The following is a 21075-nucleotide window of genomic DNA, read 5'->3' on the forward strand; positions in this document are numbered from 1 at the left end:
CAGTAATTAGGGAAAAAATATGAAATTTCAAGCATCATTAATTGCTGCTACTTGTTCTTTACCATTAATTCCTACTGTCCTGCCAGCTAAAGCAGACATTATTAATGCTCAACCGAGGCTAATTGCTGCCCAAAATCATATAATTCCCACCACCTACATGACACGGCAAAATGAAAATGAAATTGCTGTTCAGATTCAAGAAGGAGAATTTAATTTTCGGGGGACACTTCGGAGAACCCAGGGTAGCATGTATATCGCTGAGGATTGGCAAGTTCGGGTGATGTATGATACTCAGACACATCACGTTGTTGTAATTAATAAAAAAACTGGGACAGAATATTACAACTATGTATTTTCCATGAATCAGTCCAATAACCATGGTGCTAACGCAAGCACTCGCATTGCCATATTAAAGGCAAATAATCCCAATACGCAAATTAACCTGCGTACAAGACCAACTATCAACTCATCTACTAATGGTTATGGAGTACCTGGCGATCGCGTGCAAAATTTGGAATGTCGTCAAGATAATGATAGACCAGGTAGTGATCTTAACTGGTGTCGAGTCCGGTTTTTACAGTCGGGAGCAATCGGTTGGATTCGCAGTGACTTTATCAACTTTCCCAGTGACGGGTTTTAGAGCCTATCTATTATGAGGGGCTTGGTTATGTTACTATGAGCCAGGCTCGACCAGACAACGCGTAGTTACTCATAGCGTTACCACAGGAATTTTCCACAACTCAAAACATCGTCTCGACTTCACAAGAGGAGCAAATCATGACTGTATCTATGCAATTAATGATCGCGGACTTTGATACCCTGGACGGAGCCAAAAATGCTTTTAAGCGGGTGAAGCAAGATAAACTCAAGCGAGGCGATGTCGCACTCCTTACTAAAGATGAGAACAATAAAATCAAATTCAAGGAAATTTTAGATGAACTTGGCGGTGATCTCATCAATTACCCCCTCAGTGTCGACTTGGTTAACGAGTTAAAGAAAGCAATGGAATCCGATGAAATTAAGCTGGATGTTGCTGTTGTAAACGAAGAAAGATAGGTGGTTCAGTTAAAATTGAAGCCATTTGAAATAGCCTTGACCTTAATTTATCAAGATATTTTAGAACAGGGTAAAAAGCAAGAAGCACTTTATTTATGTAATTCTTTGCTATCAGAACGTTTTGAAGAGCTTGATTCATCAATCATTGCACGAGTTCAAGTCTTATCTTTTGAGAAGTTGGAAGCTTTAGGAAAAGCTTTATTTAGAATTTCAACTGTAGATGATTTAGTTGCTTGGTTAGATGAGCAAGGAAGTAATTAAGGAGTAATAATGAACATAAAAACCGCGTTTCAGTCCTCTCCTGCAAATTTGATGTACTACTGCCAAATTTATCCATGCATCATTAGTCAAACTTGGCGTTGCTGAATCATGGGATGATTGCACCCGATTTTCAATAGTTTCCAATGCTAATTCATCCCATAAATAATAGTTGTAGCTTCGTTTGTTACTGGTTTAACTTGCCAAATATTCCTGAAGATTGACCTTGCGTTGGCGCAATTGTTTCAAGGCTTGCTTCTCAAGCTGGCGCACTGACTCTCGGCTGATATTTAACCATTCACCAATTTTGGTTAAGGTTAAAGCCTTACCATCTTTGAACCCAAAACGTAAAGATATAACCTCTCGCTGTTGAGGTGTCAAATTAGTCATCAATTGCTCTAGATCGGTTCTTAAAGAAGACTGAGTTACGTAGTCTTCAGGGGAGATTCTGGTATCTTTCAACAAAGCACTCAATCCAGTGTTATCATCATCTCCTAATCCCACATCCAAACGCAGAATTCGTCGGGAACGCTCTAAATACTCGCGAATTTTTTCAGGCTTTAAACCAACTTCAGCAGATAATTCTGTAATTGTTGCAGTCCTACCTAATTTTTGAGTTAGATGACGTTGTGCTTTCTTGATTTTGTTGAGTTTTTCAGTAACATGAATTGGTAGGCGGACAGTACGACCTTGTTCTGCAACCGCTCGTGTCATCGCTTGTCGGATCCACCAATAAACATAAGTGGAGAATCGATAGCCTTGAGTTGGGTCAAACCTCTCTACACCTCGCTGCAAGCCAATTGTTCCTTCCTGAATTAAATCCAGAATTTCTACATTGCGTTTGAGGTACTTTTTGGCAACTGACACCACCAAGCGCAGATTGGCTTCTACCATTTTGCCCTTGGCACTTTCCCCTTGTTCAATTGCTAGCTGCAAATCCCCTATGGTTAAATTTGCTTTTTCTGCCCATTCCACCAAACTGGGATGGTAACCCAAATGCTCCTCAAGAGAATTTCTCACTGACTCTAGGGCTATCAAGCGTTGTACTTGTTTGCCATAGAGGATTTCTTGCTCATGGGTTAGGAGCGGAAAACGACCAATTTCCTTCAGATAAGTGCGAACTAGATCGGTAGTAATTTTAGCAGGTTTCATAATGCTGTCTCATAAATCAACCATTAAGAGTTAAGAGCTGCTTCACTTTTGTGGTTCTCGTTTTTCGCGAACTGACAACTCAGCCCAAGCGATCGCCAGTGAGATCACCAATAAATGATTGAGCCCATCTAGGTACTGGTAACGAGAGAGCTAGATGTAGTCAGGCTTACCTGAGCGTTAAGGGGTTGCAAACTGTACCCCAGTACTGGGATGCCCTGACAGAAAAATCCAAGTTGGGGATACATCTCAAACGCCGGTTTGCGATGCTGTAGCCATTCAGACTCAGTGAGTAAGAAACAACCCTTGGGACTTTGAACTAATTGGATAGGGGTTGAACGAGAAGGGGAGACTAGTAGGTGAGTTGGTCTAAACACTGCAACAAAAACTTTACAAATATTAATTATTTTCAATAATACTATAACTGTTTCTCAGAAAATTAATAAATGAAAAAAACCGTACCCAGCCCGAATAAATACATCAATTGCCTAACGCTTAAAGGAAAGTATTAATACTCATACGGTTATTACACCTCCCCCACTCAGGGTTGGGAGAGATAAAGTTTTAATCATAAACTTTACAAAAATTCATATACATAGAAGGACTATGCTGGGTTCTTAGATCGCTTTACTGGTTTATACCTGGGCTTTACTGGTTATTCTGCATCAAGTCTGAAAGGTTCAGGGAAACCCAGGTGGACTCAGGTCTACTGGTGCCATACCAGAGGGAAGTGCAGCTAGCTACCAACCAACATTATCTTCTCTACCAGTGCCGATTAAAAAAACTTTCCCCATCAATTATCTAAGTATAATTTTCCCTTCCCCCTGCTCCCTTGCTTAGAAGTCAGTGGGTTGAGAAGAGATGGCTGGCAAGATTACAAATATTCCAAATGTGAACCAACTTTTATATACCACAATGTACAACTCCTTTGACAGAAATAGCCCTTTTGACGAAAATATCTCTGAGTTAGATATGACTGACCTACAGGAACTATTGCGACAACAGGCTCAACGCCGTCCTGTTTATGAGAATGTAGCAATTCTTGGTTGTGGTTATGTAGGAACTGCTTTAGCATATCACTGGCAAGAACAGGGACACTTTGTAACGGGTACGACTACCAGCCCAGAGCGTTTTGCATCACTTTCTGAGTTTGTCTCCAAGGTGGTGGTAATGAAAGGGGATGATGCCAGAGCAATGGAATCTCTTCTTCAAGATCAGGACACTGTGGTGGTAAGTGTTGCTCCCACTGGTGACAGTATTGTTGATGAGGATGCCTACTCCACTACTTACCTCTCCACAGCCAAGAATCTGGTTCATGCCTTGAAACAAGCTCCCAGGGTAAAGCGAATCATCTATGTGAGTAGTTACTCCGTTTATGGCGATCGCCAGGGGGAATGGGTCGATGAGACTGACCTAGTTTCTCCCTTAGAGCTGAGAGGTCAAGTACTTTGTGAAACCGAAAAAATATTGTTGCAAGCAGCCAACTCCAACCAAAGAGTCTGCATTCTTCGTCTGGGAGGAATTTATGGTCCTGGTCGAGAGTTACTCAGAATGTTTAGCGGTTTAGCTGGTATGACCCTATCGGGAAGGGGCGATCGCTTTATCAATTGGATTCATCGCGATGACATTGTTGGAGCGATTGAGTTTGCTCGGTTAAACGAACTGGAAGGAATTTACAACCTAGTAGATGACAGTGAACTTATGGTTAGAGAACAGATAGAGCTTGTCTGTTCTCATTACGGTCTACCACCTGTATATTGGGATTCTTCCAAACCCAGCCATTCGCGCAAGAGCGTGCGGGTCAGTAATCAAAAGCTCAAAGCAGCAGGTTATCAGCTAGTTCATCCCCAACTCCTTGTTTGAGGGCTGTCCCACTTTGTCCCTTGAAAAATTAACCAGAGAAGTCACCAAGATTGATAAAAATTACTCCACCTGTCAATGTATTGCAATTAAAGTTTACGTTAAGTTACATTGAGTTACATAACACATCGCAATCAAAAACAATCCTAAGGTAATCATGGATAGCAATAACCCCAAAAATATGCAAATCTGTCCAGTCTGTAATGTTTCTATTACAGAAGACGGACAAGTTAACTTTTCCACTGGAAGTCCCGGAACCCGCGCTCGGCTCTACGCCAGGGTCTGTAATTATGTTCAAAAACCTGGATGTATTAACCAAGAATCTCAACTCATTGGCAAAGTCACTCCTGAAGATGGCTTTGAATTGGGTGAAGATTTGTTGACACCTTTTTTCTCATCACTGGATCAATCAACTAAACAAACTCATTGATACTCTCAGGGGTGAAGCCACTGAGTTTCCCCCATCCCGCGTATTCCTATGAAGATATCCAAATTAGACAACCAAACTATTGATCGCATTGTTGAAATGGCTTGGGAGGATAGAACACCATTTGAGGCAATTGAGGCTCAGTTTGGTCTGCAAGAGAAACACGTAATTATATTAATGCGACGTTCTATGACTGTCTCAAGTTTTAAGATGTGGCGTAAAAGAGTGACTGCACGTCACACGAAACATCTTTGGAAAAGAGATTTTACCGCAGGTCGCTTCAAGTCAAAGAACCAAAAGAGTTAATCTGACAATGCTATACGGTTTTTACTACCTAAATTTACGTGTCAAGTCATAGTAATTTATCTTCAAATAAATTAACCTAACTTATAAATACATCAAGATATTCTTATACAAAAAATGGGAAGTCAGCTATGGAACATTCCGAGAAACCATCGCTAGAACAAGATTTTAATTTAAGACTCTTTGCTGACCAAGTGCAGACTCTCTCCCTAGAACAGGCTCAGGATTTATCAATTGAGCTTTATCGACAAATGATGCTCAAGGACAATATGTACGAAGAATTAATCAAAGATTATTGGGGTATGAGCGACATCCCTTTGTCTGTTTAAAATCTGAAATTCGAGTGCTGTTAATTTAAATTGCCCAAATTTTGATACATTCCTATGGAACTACATCAGATTGAAAATAACCTCAATAGTTCCGATCCTCAGAATCGGATAAAAGCGATTACCGAATTAAGGCACTATGAACCTGATTTGGTTGTTCCCCTACTCAAGGGAAGGATGTATGACCAAGAATTTGTGATTCGTTAATCAGCGATCGCTAATTTAGGACAATTAGCAAAAACACCCCAAGCATCTTCAGCTTTAGAGGTTCTTATTGAAGCTGCTAACTCCTCTGAAGGTGCAATTCGTGCCCAAGTAGCAATAGTCTTGAGACATTTTGACGACCCAGAAGCACAAGCTGCTCTTATGAAGTTGCGACAAGATTCTGATTATAGAGTTGTCGGTGCAACTTTAGAGGGACTTGTCTAAATGTCAAGAAAGCGGAAGTACTCACTTCAAGCTCTATGAAATAAGTAATTTAGGAAAGGCATGGGAATTCTGTCTTCCGCAAATGGATAACCAAACTCTCACCCCTTGCGCTTATTGTACAGGCGGGTTTTTTCTTATCTCTAAAGTCCTATTATATGTAAACTTTTCTTTCTCCGGTAAAAGGAAGCCTACCATGCCCCATGTGATAATTATCTAAAATTAATACATCTCCCTCTTGCCAGGAAAATACTTCTGCGTTTTGTCAACAACTCTTGACAATATGATATACATGCCAAACAGATAAATTAGAACCATCCTCAAAAGCTACATCCAAATATCGATATTTGCGATCGCCCAAAATCAATTTCTCAAGACAGATTTGCACAAACGTGATTAAAAATAAGATAAAAAATACTAACCAACTCCTGGGTTTCCTTTGATACTTAGCAACAAACCACGCCTCAATACAAGCCCCCCAGATGTGAAACCGAGGGAACAATCCATTTAGAGGGATTTAGAAGAGGATAGCGGTCATGTAACCTATGGTTTTCAGCAAGGATTTTATAGGGCAGAAATGCGTATAACAGTGAAGTGATATGGCCGATAAAATCGTTAACTTGCTGATGTTCGGATATGATTCCGTGTATTGTTTCGTGAGTGGTAATGAAAAGGTTTGTATGCAAAAAAGACCTCAAAAAACCCCTAATATTAATATAAATAGGGGGGTTTGAGACAGATTGAGGTTTAAAAATCCAATTAAACTCGTAAACCAAAAGAATATAATTAAGTGAGCTATGGTCAAACCTATTTGGGAATTCGTTTGAGTATAATTTAAAGCTGATGTTGATTCATTGAACATAAATTATTTATTAAAATAAATCAACTCATTAAGCTTAACTGGGAGTTTAAGAATTTAGACTGGTCAACACCCAAACATAAGTAACGAGAGCCAAAATAGCCAAACCTATGAGAGTCTCTTTTTGTGTAGTCAGCCAATGCTGGCAGCTGTAACGAAAATAGGTAAAAGCGGCGCGACGTTCAACAGCAAGTTCTGCTATCAACTCAGCCACTCTAGTGTCTACTTCCTCTAGGGAAATTTTACCTTGCTGATAAGCAACTTCTAACTCATCGAGCTTGCGCCAGTATTCTTTTGTTGCTTCGAGAAGATTAGGAAACATGAACTAAACACTGACAATCTATATTTTAAAAGAAAGAGACGATTTTATTGCAGCAGGTTGCTACGAAACTCTCCGTATTCAACCCTGCTGCTACTTTATTTATTAACCTCAGTCTTGCAGTACTGGCTGCTTTTTAACTACATCAGACCTAACTGAGACAGAATGCCTTGACCAGTCAGTAGCTCTGTTGTGATACCGATTAGGAAGCCTAGCATAGCTAAACGTCCATTCCAGGTTTCTGCAAATTGGCTAAAGCCGAATTTAGCGCTTTGGTTTTCCATGAGTTTATTCCTTAGTAATTCGATTAGGGCTTGTTATTAAGTTTTATTACTCTTATTATAAACATATTTTACGAAAAATGGACTTATGTGCAAAATTAAATTATGCTCTCCTGAGCGAATTGTCTGAGGATAAGCAGGCGGTTGTTGGTCAGTTGACGACTCAAACAGTTCCAGCCACTAATCCCAAGACCGCGCTGCCTCATGAATTGCGAGGTAAAAATTTAACTACCCAAGTTATGGGCTGTTAAACTTAGGTATCCGAAGTTGGCGATCGCAATCAAGATTTGTCCTCCCAGAAGCCAACTGAAGTTTTTCAGGATTCTCCGGAAGATGCGATCAAAAAACAAGACCTTACTCATTAATCTATTTTTATTTTTATGATATGTATTTTCATATATCTGGAGTTGTGCTTGAGCACCAAAGAAATCGGAAACTTGAAAAAATATAGATGGTTCTTTTTTACCTGTTAGGCTGAACTTCTAAACACCCAAATCGCCCAACAACTCAATGCCAATCTAGAAGGAATACTCGGTGGTTCTATTTTATAAACGACCTTGCGAGCAGTTTTACAGAATTTAATGCAAAGCCCACCGCATTAAACACAGTGGGATACTCTCTAATTCTGCTGTCTCCCCTTCAATACCATTTTTACCCCACCAGCAGGACCTATGGTAACACCTCGTCTTTGTGGTTTTATTAGTTGATTCTCAGCCAGTTCTAGTTGATAATTTGCCAGAATAGTTGCTAATACCAACTTCATCTCAAACATTGCCAAAGCCTCACCAATACAACGCCTTGCGCCACCACCAAAGGGGAAAAATTCATAGGGTGTATATTGTCTCTCTAAAAATCTTTCTGGTTTAAACTCTTTGGGGTTTGGATATAAATCTTCACGCTGATGGGTCAAATAAATACAACCATACACCCTCGTACCAGGTTCTAATTGATAACCCATTAGTTCCACTGGTTGTTTTACCTCCCGTGGAGTAGTTATGTAAGCTACTGGGTAAATTCGCAAAGTTTCATTACAAACAGCAGTGAGATATGGCAGTTTAAAAATATTCGTGGGTTCTGGTAATTCACCAAGCCTATCCAACTCACTAAGTAATTTTTCTCGTATTTCTGGTTGTTTGTGAACCCAGTACAAAGCCCAAGAGACAGCTGTTGCAGTGGTTTCATGCCCAGCGAACAGTAAAGTAACTAACTCATCATGCAATTCTTGATTGCCCATTTCCTCTCCATTCTCATCACGCGCTGACAATGGAAATATCCTGGACAATATTACGTGCAGAGAAAGTTGTACCAAGTTCTAATTGGCTAAATATTCCCTCTGTCAGCTCACAAATAGTTTGTCCATAAGCACGCATTCTATCACCGTGAAAGGGAGGCATTAATAGTTTCCGTTCCCGTCGGTGGCGATCGCCCTCTAGTATAAGTATTGAATAATCCCCTATTGACATCCTCCCACCGCTATCCCTTGCGGGTGTAGCGGGGGATTCCAAAGATCACTCTTTGGGCTTCATCAGGTAGTTTTATCATTTTTCAAATTGATGTGAGACTTTCAATTGTAAAATATAGGTCGCAAGTATGGTGAAGGCATCAGGCAATGAAACATCTTCAGGGTAAAATAACATTAGTTACCGGTGCTACCAGAGGGCTAGGTAAAGGAATTGCCATCGGTTTAGGTGAAGCAGGAGCAACTGTATACATTACAGGTCGTAGCCTGGATCAGTCTAATGCTGGTGAAGAAATTTCTGGATGTCTGCAGGAAACCCAAGCAGCAGTGGAGTCAGCCGGTGGTATATGCATTCCCGTGCAAGTAGACCATAGTGATGATCAGCAGGTGCGATCATTATTTGAGCGCATCCAGGATGAACAAGATGGTAAATTAGACCTACTGGTAAATAATGTATATGGGGGCGTGAAAGCATTAAAAGATGCCAATGGTAAGCTCTTCTGGAAGCTTGAACCCAGTCATTGGGATGCTTGCAATCACGTTGGTCTTCGCAGTCACTATGTTGCCAGTATTTTTGCTGCCCGAATCATGACTAAAAAGCGACAGGGATTAATTTGTACTATTTCCTCCTGGGGTGGTATGTCCTATTTTTTTGGTGCAGCTTACGGTGCAGGGAAAGCAGGGTGCGATCGCTTGGCGGCTGATATGGCTGTTGAACTTAAACCATATAATGTTACTTCTATTTCTGTATGGCCAGGTATTGTGGGAACAGAGTATATTTCCCAGATGGCACGTGAAATGGAAGCAACAAATGATACTGCTAAAAACACTTCAGTAATTAGCGATCGCTATAACTGGGAAACCCCTTTACTTACAGGTAGAGTAATTGCCAAACTTGCTGAAGAACCAAATATTATCCGCCGTACAGGAAAGGTTCAAATTGTGGCTGAAATAGCACAGCAATACGGACTTGTAGATCAAGATGGAAATTTACCAGCATCCTTGCGTTCTCTGCGTTTTCTACTACCCTTGGGATTACCAGCATTGAGAAAATATTCATGGCTTATACCTAATCTGAAAATGCCGTGGTCATTGCTACAGTTGAGCACCCTTAGTTCCCCTAAGATTTGAATATAGTGATTTGAAGTTGAGAAGAATACTTTAAATAAATTCAACAACTACAGACTTACGTGCAATTTTGTTACGGAGAGTATCCCTATGGCAAAGTTTTACACAGATGTAGTTGTAATTTGCCCTAGTTTGAACCGTTATAAATTCAAGACATCCGTTTTTGGTACTCAGGCACAAAGATCGGACAAACACAATGGCATATTCCTATTTTGCAAGTGTACTTGACTCAATTACAAATAACTATATTTTGCAGTTACTAGACTCCTACGAGGTTTTTTATGACCCAACTACACGAGGCTGTTATTCTGATTACCGGTGCATCTGGTGGATTTGGACAACAACTAACTCGACAGTTATTAGAAGCTGGTAGCAAACTTATTTTAACGGATTTGGATGAAAACATTTTATCTCAACAAGCAGAGGTAATTCATAAGCAAGTTGTAACTGGTGAAGTTCTCGCAACTCTGGCTGCCAATCTTTCGACCCGTGAAGGATGCCAAACCCTTTATCATCAAGTAAAAGCATTGAATATCCCCATTGATATTTTGATTAATAATGCTGGTATTGGCATGTTTGGTCGCATGGACGAGGTTCCTCAAGAAAAATGGGAACTTTTAATGCAAGTCAACTTACTAGCACCAATGCGATTAAGTTCCTTATTTGTTGCTGATATGATTGCCCGTCAAAAAGGTCACATTGTCAATATTTCATCCTTAGCAGGTTGGTCAGCAACTGCGGGAATGGCTCATTATGCAACCAGTAAGTTTGGTTTACGGGGATTCAGTGAAGGATTGTTTAATGAACTCAAAGAACACAATGTCCAGGTGACAACTGTTTATCCCTTCTTTAGCCGCACCCCAATTCTCCAGTCACAACGGTATGGAACTCTAGCGAAGATGAATCCTGGTATTCCCGAATATATGGCTACAGACCCAGCCAAGGTCATGCAGGCAGCAATTCGAGGTATTGTTCACAACCAACTGCATGTATTCCCCGACAGTGTATCAAAAACGATTCATCTTCTCAAACGATATTTCCCCGATTTCCTAGGATGGATAAGTAATATATTTGACAAAAAATTACAAAATGGTCAACTTCGGTAAAATTAAGAATTTATTCGATATTACTCCCATCAGTTATGGGGACTGAGAAAATCTCCATCCCTTATATCTAATCTGAAAATGCCGTGGTCATTGCTACAGTCGTATATCTTCAGTTCATCTAAGATTTGAATCTAGATATTAATTCTGATTAATTGTGGGTATTTAGATCCCTGGCTTCTAACCTATGGTAAGTCGGGGGTCTGTTACCCCGTGCCAGAATTTTTCAACTCCGACTCCCAGGAGGTTTTATGACTCAGTTATACGAGGCTGTTGTTTTGATTACCGGTGCAGCAGGTGGGTTTGGACAGGAACTAACCCGACAGTTGTTAGAAGCTGGTAGCCGACTCATTTTAACAGATTTGGATGAAAATGTTTTACGTCAAAGAGTTGAAGCAATTCAGGATCAAGTTTCTAGTGGTGAAGTTATAGCAATTTTACCTGGCGACCTCTCTAACCGCGAGGGGTGCGAAACCCTTTATCATCAGGTAAAAGCACTCAACATTCCCATTGATATTTTGATTAACAATGCTGGTGTGGGTCTATTTGGTCGTATGGATGAAGTTCCTAGCCAAAAATGGGAACTGGTAATGCAAGTCAACTTACTAGCACCAATGCGATTAAGTACTTTGTTTATTACTGACATGATTGCCCGTAAAAAAGGTCATATTGTCAATATTTCTGGCATTGCAGGTTGGTCAGTGTTTGCGGGAATGGCTCATTATGCAACCAGTAAGTTTGGCTTGCGGGGGTTCAGTGAAGGGCTATTTAATGAGTTCAAAGAATACAATATTAAAGTTACTGCTGTTTATCCTTTCTTTACCCGCACCCCGATTCTGCAATCAGAACAGTATGGAACTCTGAAGAACCAAGGTGTTCCAGAATATATGATTGCAGAACCTGAAAACATCATGCGGGCAGCAATTAGAGGTATTGTTGCCAATAAATTGCATGTATTCCCTGATGTGGTAGCGAAAACTTTTCATATCCTCACGCGAGTATCCCCTGGTTTAGTTAGTTGGATCAGTGGTTTATTTGCTAAAAGCTTACAGAATGGTCAACTCCAGTAAAATTGAGAATATGTTAGAAACGACTAATAAGCATTTAATTATTGGGTCTGGTTTTGTCGGACTGGGTATGGCTGAGTCTATGAAGACCGCAGATATTCCCTATGATCAAGTTGATGCCAGCGATGATATTGGTGGAAATTGGTATCATGGGGTGTATGAAACTGCACATATCATTTCATCACGCAAAATTACCCAGTTTACCCATTTTCCCATGCCGGATGATTATCCGGACTTTCCCAGCGCTCAAAATATGCGGGATTATTTGAATTCCTTTGCTGATCATTTTGATTTACGTAAAAATATTGAGCTGAACCGTAAGGTTAGCTACGTGCGACCTATTGCAGACAATCTCTGGGAAGTTACCTTTGATAACGACGAACAGCGAATTTATAAAGGGATTATCATTTGTAATGGTCATCACTGGTGTAAACGTTTTCCCCAGTTCTCAGGAGAATTTAACGGAGAAATTATTCACTCCAAAGATTATAAAAACTCTGAACAACTACGTGGTAAAAGAGTTCTGGTGATTGGTGGGGGGAATTCAGCCTGTGATGTTGCAGCAGAGGCGGCTCGTGTGGGAGCTAAATCTGTGTTGAGTATGCGTGAATCTGTGTGGTTTATTCCTAAAACCTTTGTGGGTATTCCTGTTTCGGATTTAATTCAATGGTGGGTACCAGAATGGTTACAGAGGTTTACAGCTTATTTAATTATTCTGCTGACCTTTGGTAGTTATGAGAATTATGGTCTACCAAAACCCAACTATCGAATTTTTGACAAGCACCCTACCTTAAACAATGAAGTTCCTTACTATATTAAACACGGTCGCATTACCTGTAAGCCAGGGGTGCGTTGTTTGGATGGTGAGGAAGTCGAATTTGTGGATGGTAGTCGAGAATCTTTTGATTTAATTGTTTGTGCAACTGGCTTCCATTTGGCTTATCCATTCTTAGCACCAGAACTCCAACGGGTGGAAGGAGCAACAGTGAAGTGCTATGGAGGCTCATTTCTGGAAGATTATAAAGGAATTTATTACATTGGTTGGACACAAGCTAGAGGGGGTGTCGGTTCCCTACTTTCTGCTTCTGCACCAATCTTTACCCGTTTTCTCAAACTTCAGGATCAAATTAAGATTCCTATGGGTTTAGTTTTCAAGGAAATGGGAGAGCAACTACCAAAAACCCATCTTCAAGATCCACAAAAGATTTTTAGGGAATTGAAGTTAGTCAATTTCTTCTTTAATCGAATTGTGAAAAAGGCTCATCAGATTGATTCTCAATACTCTGATTTTCAGAATAGTCCACTCCCTCCTGTAGCCAAAGAGGTTGTCGGTAGTAAATAGAGAGTTAGGAACGAGCGATGGTGTAAGCACTATCGCTCATTACTTTTCTATTTCCATATCGATAAAAAAGGATTTATAGTGTTAGCCCACGGCTCTATGTGAATAATTATGTTGGATAATTTACTGTAGGAAGATGACAACCAATATAACCAATAATTACTTTTATTTCAGCTTCTGGCTTTAGAGGAAAGAAATAAATACGCCAGTTGCAAACTCGTAATTTGACGTGGCGTTCAAACAAACGCTCTTGACCATCAGGACAAATAAAAGTTCTTTCTTTGCTATATTTATCAAGAGTTGGCTTACTCTCTCCTGACTCTTCAAGAGGATATCCCTGGAGATTGAAATAGCCATTTTTCCAATTTTCACAACATTTCTGAAGCTCGGATAAAGCTTTAACCACAGGTTGTAATTCTGATTGTCCAGCACGGATATTTCTTAGTTGTTTCCCGACAACATCACAAAAATCTAGATTGGGAAATAATTCTTCTCTTCTATCCCAAATATCCTCACCATCTACAATACCAGTACGAATACGGTTTTGTATCCATGTAGCATGATTTTGAACATGATCTTTATGACTAGCATGTATAATTTCTATGACCTTATCAATAATTTTTCCATCTTCATCAATTTTCTGACAATCAATATTTATACAGTGACAATCCCAACAGTCTTCTGAGAGAAAGCTAACTGCTATTGTTTCAAGTAAATAAGCAACACCAAGTCCAATTACTTGCTCCCCTTGATAGCTGAATTCCCATAAACCAGTACTATTTTCAATATCTTTTATTTCTAAATTAGTAATATCGTTTGAGAAAGGTGCTTTTGTCGCAAGAGTTTTAATAAATAATCTTTCTTCTTTATTTACATGATTATCGTTTAACCAGCGACTAAGAGGATAGTTTTCTCCCAGAATAGTTGTATAAAAATTGTCTTTAGTACGAAGATTGACTTTTACTCCTTGAAATTTCACAGCCCTTATAGTCTGGATTAAATTAGACATCCATTGACATGCTATTTGTTCATTAGAGGCAAGATTACGCAGAGATAACTCATTTAAAATTAGATCCAAATCCACTCTTTATTCTCCCGCTGGTTCAAGCAAAATATCTAAGCTTTTTTCCCATTCATCGAAGAAACCATCAGGCCATCTATCAATTCTGCCATTTCTATCAATGTGTGGTGAAATTGCTTTTGTATAAGCTTGTCCTTCTTTTTCTCGACGCTGAAAATAGTGTAACTGGACATCATTTGGATCTATTTTTCCCCCATGAACAGCAATACGAATGCCATTTAAAACATGGTCGCTATGGGTTTCTATTATTACTTGAATACCACAGCTTGCTGCAAGAGCTAACAATTCTCCCATTTTGGCTTGTCCTTTGGGATGAAGGTGAGCTTCTGGGTTTTCAATCATAATTAGTGTACCAGGTTCAGAGGCGAGTACTGCCACAATAATCGGTAGGGTATAAGTGATTCCAAAGCCAACATTTGTTGCACGGCATGGGTTGCTATCTCCATAAAAGTATTGCAAACTAATCAATCCCATGTCTGTATTTGAATTAATCTTAATACGTGTACCAGGGCTAATTTCTCTCATCCACCCCTCAACTTGGTCTATCAAATCCATTGATTTTGCAAGTGGATCGTTGAGGTTATATATGGGAATTGGTTTACGCTCATTTACGGAGAGAAAATGTGCTGTATACTCTCCTCTGCTACCAATTTGCCCTCGTCGTCGGACTTGATAATCCGACATTTCATTAAATGGTCGTGGACCAATGCGTTCTGCTTGAAGATAATGGAATTGTTGGTTGAAAAGGCTTGATTTATAGACTTCAGAATCTACTGTTTGTGAAACAATATTTAAAACATCTGCTTCTTTATTAGCTAATTCATAATTGAAATTCCATATACCTTTGCTATTATTTTCCCAAATAACCTCAAACTTAATATAGTCATCTTTTGCCCTTTCACAAAGAGCATCTTGGGCTGTACCAATACTCACTAAATCACCATTGAGTCCCAAACCTGTCCTTGGTAACAAGCCTTGTTGATAAGATTGACGTAACAGAAGTAGTGATTGCAGGGCTGAAGATTTTCCACTACTATTGAGACCAGAAAGTAATGTGAGTGGTCTAAACTCTAGTAATTGATTCTCAAAAGGTTTGAAGTTTATCAAGCGTAGTGAACGAATCATGCAAGTACTTCCTTGATAATTTTTTCTATAGTAAAAAATCTATACTGAACTTTATGGTAAGCTTGGGATATAGATACCATAAATTCTTTATCATTATCTATACAAGTAATATATTTATCAATTAATAGTTGCTTGCGATCTTTTAATTTTTGAATTTCATCATTACTTAGCTTGCTAAGATTTACTGACCAAACTTCAAATAATGTTTTACTCAACGGATAATACCTTAAGCCTTTTGTAGATATTTTACGAAAAGCATTATTACCAAAAATATCATGTGCGGCGACCATAGCTTTTTTAAAGTCATCTTCAATTTTATTTAATTCTTCTTCAGACATATTATTCGCTTTAGATAAAGCTTTCGTTAAAAACACATCTCTACCCTCTGTTTTATAATCTTTGTAAGAGGTAAGCGTAAATGCTAAAAATCCAAGTATAAATTCCTGATCATCCATACGTTTTTTACGTGAATCACTTAGATTGATAACGTGACAAAATTCTGGAGATTTAGCAAGTTTAGCTAAAAATTGGGTTGCCTGACCGGAATTTAGAGCATTACGCAGTTCTTGAGAGGTAAGAGGCATTCCTCCCGTGTTAATGCGTTTAAAAATATTGAATTTAAATTCAGGAGGAGTACCTTTTTCAATCAGATACACTAGAACCTGACTCTCTTCTATACGACGCTGATATCTACGTTCTAATTCATCATAGGTTTTGCCTTCTAACTCAGTTAGATATTCTAATCCAATTAATTTTAGCGTTTTATCATTGACGAATTGCTTGAGAGTAAATAGCCTTTGTACTCCATCGACCACTAACCATTTATCTTCATTAGTTGCATCTATGTAGAAGACTGGTAGTGGGATCCGAATGAGTATTGATTCAATCAGTCTGCTTTTCACTTCATCTTTCCATATATCCCCACGAGCTTGAGAATTAGCTGCTAAATCAAGAGATTTAGCATCAATTCGTCTGAGTATTTGCTCAATTGTTAGCTCTCTGGTAACAATATTTATTTTTTCAGGATCGTACTGGAAAGTATTTTTTTCATATTCTTCTTCTAAAGGATCTTCATCTATCAATTCTGGGTTTGAGTTCTTCAACTCTGTCACAATGCTTACTCCTTGGTATTAACACCTATTCACTCCCACGCTGATAATTATCAAATAGCTTTTTCCCTCAATTATCTAATTGGATCGTACTATTTTTTAGTATGAGCGATCGCTAGATAATGAATAATGAGTAAAATAATAAAGGGTGGACAATGCCCACCCTAAGATTAATCTATGTATTTTTGCTGTGTTACGGGGAGAGTACCCTCATCAAAGCGATAGGATACGCAAAGCGTCAAACCTCCAGCTGATCGCAATCATGCAAGAATTACGATCGCAATTCAGATTCTTGGCTAGTAATATGTTCTAACAACCCTCCACAAGCATCCATCAGTAAATCAATCACTTGATTAAATCCCTCAGAACCACCGTAATAAGGGTCAGGAACTTCCTGTAGAGTATACTGAGAGCAAAAATCACATATTAATTGGACTTTTTGCTCGTATTCTCCCGTAGAATCAAGATAGAGAATATTTTGATAATTTTCCCGATCCATTGCCAGGATTAAATCGAACTCTTGAAAATCCGACCTTTGAAACTGGCGAGCTTGACCCTGGAGTTTAAAACCCAGTTTTTGCATTGCTGCTGCGCTCATACGTCGGTCGGGAGAACTACCAATGTGGTAGCTAGAAGTACCAGCAGAATCACAAACAATGCGATCGCTCAACCCTGACTGCTGAATCAGATGAGTCATAATATTTTCTGCCGATGGCGATCGACAGATATTCCCTAGGCAGACAAATAATAGCTTGTAAGGCATAAGTTATCTCGATTATTTGTCATTGATCTTGATTTTGGTAAAGACCAATGACAAATAACTCATTATGGCAATCCAGGCAATTCTAAACCACTAGTTAAGTCTTCCATCCGTTCTCGCATGGTAGTAGTAGATTTAGTGTAAGCATCTTTCATTGCTGCTGTAACCAGGTCAGCAAGTACTTCTGCACCTTCATTCATCGCATCAGGAGAAATTTCTACCCGCTTTGGTTCTTGGTTTCCAGTGACAATCACCTTAATGAGACCACCACCAGCTTCACCTTCAATTTCCATTTGCTCCAATTCTTCTTGGAGTTTCTTAGCACCTTCTTGAACCTGCTGTGCCTTTTGGAAGGCTGCAGCCAATTCCTTCATTTTACCTATGCCGAAACCAAATCCCTGTCCTTTTTCTTTTTCTGCCATAATTTTCTATCCGCGTGTGTTTTCAATCACAAATCAAATTCAATTAATCAAATTCAATTATAGATGGGTAGGTCAATTGTCTGTTTTTACAAAGTTATTAGCTGTCACCTAATTCTCTGGTAAATTATTGACATTCCCAAACATTGGACTATATTATGTCCTGAATCAATCTATACTAGCAACTGCAAAAGTTCAATTCTGACTGTTAACAGTTTGGGCAAGTTTAACCTATTGCCGGGAACTCTCCAATCATTTTGACCTCTGGCTCTAACCAAATTGACCACTGTTCTTGAACTTGGTGCTGAATGTGACGGATAAGGCTAAATATATCACCAGCATTTGCTCCACCGCAGTTAATAATAAAATTAGCGTGGCGCTGTGCTACTTGGGCATTACCAATTTGAAACCCTTTGAGACCTGTTTGTTCAATTAGCCAACCTGCACCGTGGGGGCTAGGATTACGGAATACGCTACCACAACTGGGTTTATCATATGGCTGGGTACTTAGACGATGGCTTTTATGTTCCTTGGTAATTGCTAACAATTGTTCTGGATCTGTTCCTGGCTGCAACTGCAAAGTAGCTTGGGTAACTATACGATTGCCTCCTTGTAAATCAGAAGTCCGGTATCTATAGTTTAAGTCTCCAGGAGTTAAGGTTTCTAAAGTGCCATCTGGGGACAAAACTTGGGCACTCACTAAAATGTCTGCGATGGAGCTATGATGTGCCCCTGCATTCATAACCACAGCTCCACCAACAGTTCCGGGAATACCCACAGCCCATTCTAATCCTAGCCAACCCAATTTTGCAGCTTCCCATGCCAAGCCAGGAATTGATTCCCCCGCAGCTACGGTTAATTGACCTGTTTTGGGATCAAAGTTGCTATGGCGTAGACGACGGGTGACAATAGTTAACCCTGGGATGCCGCGATCGCTGACTAATAAGTTAGAACCAGCACCTAGTAATGTAATTGGTAATTGATATGTATTTGCATATTCAAGACTTGCTCTGAGGGATTCTAAATTACGAGGGGCAACATAAAATTCTGCAGGACCACCAACTCGATAGGATGTGTATCCCGAGAGATATACCTGAGTTTTTATAGCGCAGTCTGTGCCTGGTAAATAAATTTCTTTCTTTTTTTCTAACTTGTCCGTTGCCCGAGAGTTAGATCTTATATCAGTAATTGAGCAGACACTTGCAGCTGTCTGGGAGATTGTCATATTTTGGATCAATTTAATTTTAACAGTGTTTGCCGTAGTTATACGGTTATACCGTAAAGCTATGCGGAACTTGCTAGACGGATAATACGCAAATTAGAGTTACTAAACTTGGATACAAAGCTACAAACTATACCGCATGAGGGAAACCCAAGTTAACACAAGCATCATTTTTTAGGATCTAGCTGTAGCTGGTTGGCGGATTGCGGCAATAATTTCCGGAATCACTTGATTTAAGTTACCCGCTCCTAAAAACAGTACCAAATCTCCAGGGCGCAACCTCTGTAGTAAGCAATCACACACATTTGCTAAATTGGGTTGGTAACTAACTTGTTGATGTTGCTTGCTAATTTCCTCTGCCAGCTGTTCGCCACTAATCAATCCCAAATCAGTTTCCCCCGCACTGTAAATATCAGTGAGAATAACTGCATCTGCATGGGCAAAGGACTGGGCAAATTCATTTAAAAAAGTAAGTGTGCGACTGTAGCGATGGGGCTGAAATACAGCAATTACTCTTTGTTCTGGTTGGGCTTGTAGCTTCGCGGCGGCAAGAGTTACCCGAATTTCACTGGGATGATGGGCATAGTCATCAATGAAAGTAATACCATTAACTTCACCTCGTAACTCAAAGCGACGCTTTGCTCCGACAAAATCCCCTAGCCCTTTAGCTATGTCTCCAAATTCCACACCTAAAGTCCGACCAACTGCTACTGCTGCCAGGGCATTGCTCAGGTTATGATCACCGAGTAAGCTCAATCTCAATACACCTAGAGCTTTTCCTTTTTCCCAAACTAATGCTGTAGTTCCTTCTGCATGGTAATCAATATTAGTTACGCTGTAATCTGCATCCAGACTTTTGTCCAGGCTGTAGCTAATTGTTGGTTTTAGGCGATCACGAACCGTAGCACAATCAATGCAGCCTATTGTTATTTCACATTGTTGAGCAAATGTTTGAAAAATATCAACCACTTCTTCTAAATTTTTGTAGTGGTCGGGGTGATCCAATTCTATATTAGTAATAATACCTATTTTAGGGCTATGTTTTACCAGAGAGCCATCTGATTCATCAGCTTCAGCTACTAAGTATTGGCTCTTGCCAATTCTGGCATTACCCTGCCAAGCATTTACTTCACCACCAACAATTATTGTTGGATCTAAGCCTGCTTGCAATAACATATATCCCACCAAACTACTAGTGGTAGTTTTGCCGTGGGTTCCAGCTACAGCAATGCTGTCATAATCAGAAATTAATGCTGCTAATACATCAGAACGATGGAAAATAGGGCACCCTAATTCTGTCGCTGCTTTGTATTCCAAATTATTACTGTTAATAGCTGTAGAACAGACAACTTGTGGCATGATTGTCTGCTCTAAATTTGTTATTCCTTCTTGTTTATTTAAACATACTCCATTTGCGTCTATTTCGGAGGTAAAGAATCGTAGATTACTACCTTCTTGTCGTTCAAAAATATAAGCTCCAATGGATTCTAAACGTTTTGTAATGTGGTTGGGACGAAGATCCGAACCTGATACTGGTAATTGACGATGTGTCAACACATAAGCCAATGCTGACATGCCAATACCACCAATACCAATAAAATGAAATGGTCTACCGCTAAAGTCTACAGAGTTGCTCATTGATTATTCCTCAAACACCACACCACACCATCATCACAAATAACACGCGTATCATAACAGGCTTTTGTTTTTGAGCGATACTGCCCCCCTACAATTTTCAGATTTGATAATAAGTTTATTAACCTGTTATGTATTTGCTTGTTGAGAATGATTTTACCGTCATAGTTAACTTTTTTTCTTCCTGAACCATTATTATGTTTATTCTCAAATTTTCTGCAACTTCGGGACATAAATGTAAGTGTATTTTCAATTACATATTTGTAACTCAGTTGTTATGAGCTAGCCACCATAATGGTTCAACATGACAAATTAAGTTGGAAACATCGGTTGTGAGTCTCCAAATAACCTGGCATTGCATCCT

The 21075-nt window shown here is 39.5% G+C and carries 25 protein-coding genes and 2 pseudogenes; 13 read left to right on the top strand and 14 right to left on the bottom strand.

The annotated features are described in order from the left end of the window. The first annotated feature begins 19 nt into the window (after window positions 1-19). From CALSC_RS26950 to CALSC_RS06815, 3 genes are all read left to right on the top strand, one after another. On the top strand, window positions 20-640 hold the full coding sequence (locus tag CALSC_RS26950; RefSeq protein ID WP_200817583.1) for an SH3 domain-containing protein: 621 nt from the start codon (window positions 20-22) through the stop codon (window positions 638-640). 137 nt (window positions 641-777) lie between these two features. Beyond that, complete coding sequence (locus CALSC_RS06810) at window positions 778-1056, top strand: hypothetical protein (protein ID WP_088240633.1); 279 nt, start codon at window positions 778-780, stop codon at window positions 1054-1056. Beyond that, window positions 1057-1317 carry a DUF4351 domain-containing protein gene (locus tag CALSC_RS06815; protein WP_088240634.1) on the top strand — a complete coding sequence of 87 codons (261 nt, stop codon included), beginning with the start codon at window positions 1057-1059 and terminating at the stop codon, window positions 1315-1317. Window positions 1318-1509: 192 nt separating this feature from the next. Here CALSC_RS06815 and CALSC_RS06820 read toward each other — a convergent pair whose 3' ends face one another. Further along, on the bottom strand, window positions 1510-2466 hold the full coding sequence (locus CALSC_RS06820; protein WP_088240635.1) for an RNA polymerase sigma factor, RpoD/SigA family: 957 nt from the start codon (window positions 2464-2466) through the stop codon (window positions 1510-1512). A gap of 858 nt (window positions 2467-3324) precedes the next feature. Between CALSC_RS06820 and CALSC_RS06825 the strand changes: the two genes are divergently transcribed. The 6 genes from CALSC_RS06825 (at window position 3325) to CALSC_RS27320 (ending at window position 5808) form a co-directional block, all read left to right on the top strand. Continuing rightward, a complete protein-coding gene (locus tag CALSC_RS06825) occupies window positions 3325-4326 on the top strand; it encodes an SDR family oxidoreductase (protein ID WP_235006710.1) in 1002 nt (333 codons plus the stop codon). Between the two features lie 154 nt (window positions 4327-4480). Further along, window positions 4481-4753 (top strand): hypothetical protein, encoded by a 273-nt coding sequence (locus tag CALSC_RS06830; RefSeq protein ID WP_088240636.1) that lies wholly within the window; start codon window positions 4481-4483, stop codon window positions 4751-4753. 48 nt (window positions 4754-4801) lie between these two features. Beyond that, complete coding sequence (locus CALSC_RS06835) at window positions 4802-5056, top strand: TIGR03643 family protein (RefSeq protein WP_088240637.1); 255 nt, start codon at window positions 4802-4804, stop codon at window positions 5054-5056. A gap of 128 nt (window positions 5057-5184) precedes the next feature. Next, the gene (locus CALSC_RS06840; RefSeq protein WP_088240638.1) at window positions 5185-5382 is read left to right on the top strand and encodes an NblA/ycf18 family protein; all 198 of its coding nucleotides are present in this window, start codon (window positions 5185-5187) and stop codon (window positions 5380-5382) included. Between the two features lie 54 nt (window positions 5383-5436). Then, window positions 5437-5586 carry a hypothetical protein gene (locus CALSC_RS27315; protein ID WP_235006711.1) on the top strand — a complete coding sequence of 50 codons (150 nt, stop codon included), beginning with the start codon at window positions 5437-5439 and terminating at the stop codon, window positions 5584-5586. A gap of 6 nt (window positions 5587-5592) precedes the next feature. After that, entirely contained in the window at window positions 5593-5808 is a 216-nt protein-coding gene (locus CALSC_RS27320) for a HEAT repeat domain-containing protein (RefSeq protein ID WP_235006713.1), read from the top strand. Window positions 5809-5959: 151 nt separating this feature from the next. Here the strand turns inward: CALSC_RS27320 and CALSC_RS26955 are convergent. The 6 genes and pseudogenes from CALSC_RS26955 to CALSC_RS06865 form a co-directional block, all read right to left on the bottom strand. Further along, window positions 5960-6043, bottom strand: a pseudogene (locus CALSC_RS26955) (hypothetical protein); the annotation flags it as partial. Between the two features lie 27 nt (window positions 6044-6070). After that, window positions 6071-6193: a hypothetical protein gene (locus tag CALSC_RS27805; protein ID WP_268807191.1), complete on the bottom strand. Its 123-nt coding sequence runs from the start codon at window positions 6191-6193 to the stop codon at window positions 6071-6073. A 520-nt stretch (window positions 6194-6713) separates the two neighbouring features. After that, the gene (locus CALSC_RS06855; RefSeq protein ID WP_088240639.1) at window positions 6714-6986 is read right to left on the bottom strand and encodes a hypothetical protein; all 273 of its coding nucleotides are present in this window, start codon (window positions 6984-6986) and stop codon (window positions 6714-6716) included. 137 nt (window positions 6987-7123) lie between these two features. Next, complete coding sequence (locus CALSC_RS06860) at window positions 7124-7267, bottom strand: chlorophyll a/b-binding protein (protein WP_088240640.1); 144 nt, start codon at window positions 7265-7267, stop codon at window positions 7124-7126. Between the two features lie 221 nt (window positions 7268-7488). After that, window positions 7489-7626 carry a hypothetical protein gene (locus CALSC_RS26320; protein ID WP_159460576.1) on the bottom strand — a complete coding sequence of 46 codons (138 nt, stop codon included), beginning with the start codon at window positions 7624-7626 and terminating at the stop codon, window positions 7489-7491. A gap of 257 nt (window positions 7627-7883) precedes the next feature. Continuing rightward, window positions 7884-8721 (bottom strand): annotated as a pseudogene (locus tag CALSC_RS06865) (cytochrome P450); the annotation flags it as partial. Between the two features lie 152 nt (window positions 8722-8873). Between CALSC_RS06865 and CALSC_RS06870 the strand changes: the two are divergent. The 4 genes from CALSC_RS06870 to CALSC_RS06885 all read left to right on the top strand — a co-directional run bounded on the left by CALSC_RS06870 (window position 8874) and on the right by CALSC_RS06885 (window position 13363). Continuing rightward, window positions 8874-9854, top strand: a complete 981-nt coding sequence (locus tag CALSC_RS06870) for an SDR family NAD(P)-dependent oxidoreductase (protein ID WP_088240641.1) — start codon at window positions 8874-8876, stop codon at window positions 9852-9854. A gap of 278 nt (window positions 9855-10132) precedes the next feature. Continuing rightward, window positions 10133-10957 (top strand): SDR family NAD(P)-dependent oxidoreductase, encoded by an 825-nt coding sequence (locus CALSC_RS06875; protein WP_088240642.1) that lies wholly within the window; start codon window positions 10133-10135, stop codon window positions 10955-10957. Window positions 10958-11205: 248 nt separating this feature from the next. Continuing rightward, on the top strand, window positions 11206-12024 hold the full coding sequence (locus CALSC_RS06880; protein ID WP_088240643.1) for an SDR family NAD(P)-dependent oxidoreductase: 819 nt from the start codon (window positions 11206-11208) through the stop codon (window positions 12022-12024). After that, window positions 12008-13363 carry a flavin-containing monooxygenase gene (locus CALSC_RS06885; RefSeq protein ID WP_235006712.1) on the top strand — a complete coding sequence of 452 codons (1356 nt, stop codon included), beginning with the start codon at window positions 12008-12010 and terminating at the stop codon, window positions 13361-13363. The genes CALSC_RS06880 and CALSC_RS06885 overlap by 17 nt, the downstream gene beginning before the upstream one ends. 106 nt (window positions 13364-13469) lie before the next feature. Here the strand turns inward: CALSC_RS06885 and CALSC_RS06890 are convergent, their stop codons facing one another. The 7 genes from CALSC_RS06890 to murC form a co-directional block, all read right to left on the bottom strand. Next, window positions 13470-14444 (bottom strand): hypothetical protein, encoded by a 975-nt coding sequence (locus CALSC_RS06890; RefSeq protein ID WP_088240644.1) that lies wholly within the window; start codon window positions 14442-14444, stop codon window positions 13470-13472. A 3-nt stretch (window positions 14445-14447) separates the two neighbouring features. Next, window positions 14448-15566, bottom strand: a complete 1119-nt coding sequence (locus tag CALSC_RS06895; protein ID WP_088240645.1) for an AAA family ATPase — start codon at window positions 15564-15566, stop codon at window positions 14448-14450. Further along, window positions 15563-16678 (bottom strand): DUF262 domain-containing protein, encoded by a 1116-nt coding sequence (locus CALSC_RS06900; RefSeq protein ID WP_088240646.1) that lies wholly within the window; start codon window positions 16676-16678, stop codon window positions 15563-15565. Before CALSC_RS06900 ends, CALSC_RS06895 begins: the two co-directional genes overlap by 4 nt. Before the next feature lie 268 nt (window positions 16679-16946). After that, window positions 16947-17438 carry a low molecular weight protein-tyrosine-phosphatase gene (locus CALSC_RS06905; protein WP_088240647.1) on the bottom strand — a complete coding sequence of 164 codons (492 nt, stop codon included), beginning with the start codon at window positions 17436-17438 and terminating at the stop codon, window positions 16947-16949. 62 nt (window positions 17439-17500) lie between these two features. Beyond that, window positions 17501-17857, bottom strand: a complete 357-nt coding sequence (locus CALSC_RS06910; RefSeq protein ID WP_088240648.1) for a YbaB/EbfC family nucleoid-associated protein — start codon at window positions 17855-17857, stop codon at window positions 17501-17503. Between the two features lie 223 nt (window positions 17858-18080). Next, the gene (gene murB / locus CALSC_RS06915; RefSeq protein WP_088240649.1) at window positions 18081-19079 is read right to left on the bottom strand and encodes a UDP-N-acetylmuramate dehydrogenase; all 999 of its coding nucleotides are present in this window, start codon (window positions 19077-19079) and stop codon (window positions 18081-18083) included. 171 nt (window positions 19080-19250) lie between these two features. Continuing rightward, complete coding sequence (murC, locus tag CALSC_RS06920) at window positions 19251-20714, bottom strand: UDP-N-acetylmuramate--L-alanine ligase (protein WP_088240650.1); 1464 nt, start codon at window positions 20712-20714, stop codon at window positions 19251-19253. Window positions 20715-21075 lie beyond the last annotated feature (361 nt).

The sequence above is a fragment of the Calothrix rhizosoleniae SC01 genome (assembly GCF_900185595.1).
Lineage (GTDB): Bacteria > Cyanobacteriota > Cyanobacteriia > Cyanobacteriales > Nostocaceae > Calothrix_A > Calothrix_A rhizosoleniae.

Excerpts from the sequence above, each read along its gene's own strand:
- CALSC_RS06880 (WP_088240643.1), top strand. The coding sequence starts at position 11,206 with ATGACTCAGTTATACGAGGCTGTTGTTTTGATTACCGGTGCAGCAGGT.
- CALSC_RS06860 (WP_088240640.1), bottom strand. The coding sequence starts at position 7,267 with ATGGAAAACCAAAGCGCTAAATTCGGCTTTAGCCAATTTGCAGAAACC.
- CALSC_RS06905 (WP_088240647.1), bottom strand. The coding sequence starts at position 17,438 with ATGCCTTACAAGCTATTATTTGTCTGCCTAGGGAATATCTGTCGATCG.
- CALSC_RS06910 (WP_088240648.1), bottom strand. The coding sequence starts at position 17,857 with ATGGCAGAAAAAGAAAAAGGACAGGGATTTGGTTTCGGCATAGGTAAA.
- CALSC_RS26950 (WP_200817583.1), top strand. The coding sequence starts at position 20 with ATGAAATTTCAAGCATCATTAATTGCTGCTACTTGTTCTTTACCATTA.
- CALSC_RS06825 (WP_235006710.1), top strand. The coding sequence starts at position 3,325 with ATGGCTGGCAAGATTACAAATATTCCAAATGTGAACCAACTTTTATAT.
- CALSC_RS06810 (WP_088240633.1), top strand. The coding sequence starts at position 778 with ATGACTGTATCTATGCAATTAATGATCGCGGACTTTGATACCCTGGAC.
- murC (WP_088240650.1), bottom strand. The coding sequence starts at position 20,714 with ATGAGCAACTCTGTAGACTTTAGCGGTAGACCATTTCATTTTATTGGT.
- CALSC_RS06830 (WP_088240636.1), top strand. The coding sequence starts at position 4,481 with ATGGATAGCAATAACCCCAAAAATATGCAAATCTGTCCAGTCTGTAAT.
- CALSC_RS06875 (WP_088240642.1), top strand. The coding sequence starts at position 10,133 with ATGACCCAACTACACGAGGCTGTTATTCTGATTACCGGTGCATCTGGT.
- CALSC_RS06820 (WP_088240635.1), bottom strand. The coding sequence starts at position 2,466 with ATGAAACCTGCTAAAATTACTACCGATCTAGTTCGCACTTATCTGAAG.
- CALSC_RS06885 (WP_235006712.1), top strand. The coding sequence starts at position 12,008 with ATGGTCAACTCCAGTAAAATTGAGAATATGTTAGAAACGACTAATAAG.
- CALSC_RS06840 (WP_088240638.1), top strand. The coding sequence starts at position 5,185 with ATGGAACATTCCGAGAAACCATCGCTAGAACAAGATTTTAATTTAAGA.
- murB (WP_088240649.1), bottom strand. The coding sequence starts at position 19,079 with ATGACAATCTCCCAGACAGCTGCAAGTGTCTGCTCAATTACTGATATA.
- CALSC_RS27315 (WP_235006711.1), top strand. The coding sequence starts at position 5,437 with ATGGAACTACATCAGATTGAAAATAACCTCAATAGTTCCGATCCTCAG.
- CALSC_RS06895 (WP_088240645.1), bottom strand. The coding sequence starts at position 15,566 with ATGATTCGTTCACTACGCTTGATAAACTTCAAACCTTTTGAGAATCAA.
- CALSC_RS06870 (WP_088240641.1), top strand. The coding sequence starts at position 8,874 with ATGAAACATCTTCAGGGTAAAATAACATTAGTTACCGGTGCTACCAGA.
- CALSC_RS06835 (WP_088240637.1), top strand. The coding sequence starts at position 4,802 with ATGAAGATATCCAAATTAGACAACCAAACTATTGATCGCATTGTTGAA.
- CALSC_RS26320 (WP_159460576.1), bottom strand. The coding sequence starts at position 7,626 with ATGAGTAAGGTCTTGTTTTTTGATCGCATCTTCCGGAGAATCCTGAAA.
- CALSC_RS06855 (WP_088240639.1), bottom strand. The coding sequence starts at position 6,986 with ATGTTTCCTAATCTTCTCGAAGCAACAAAAGAATACTGGCGCAAGCTC.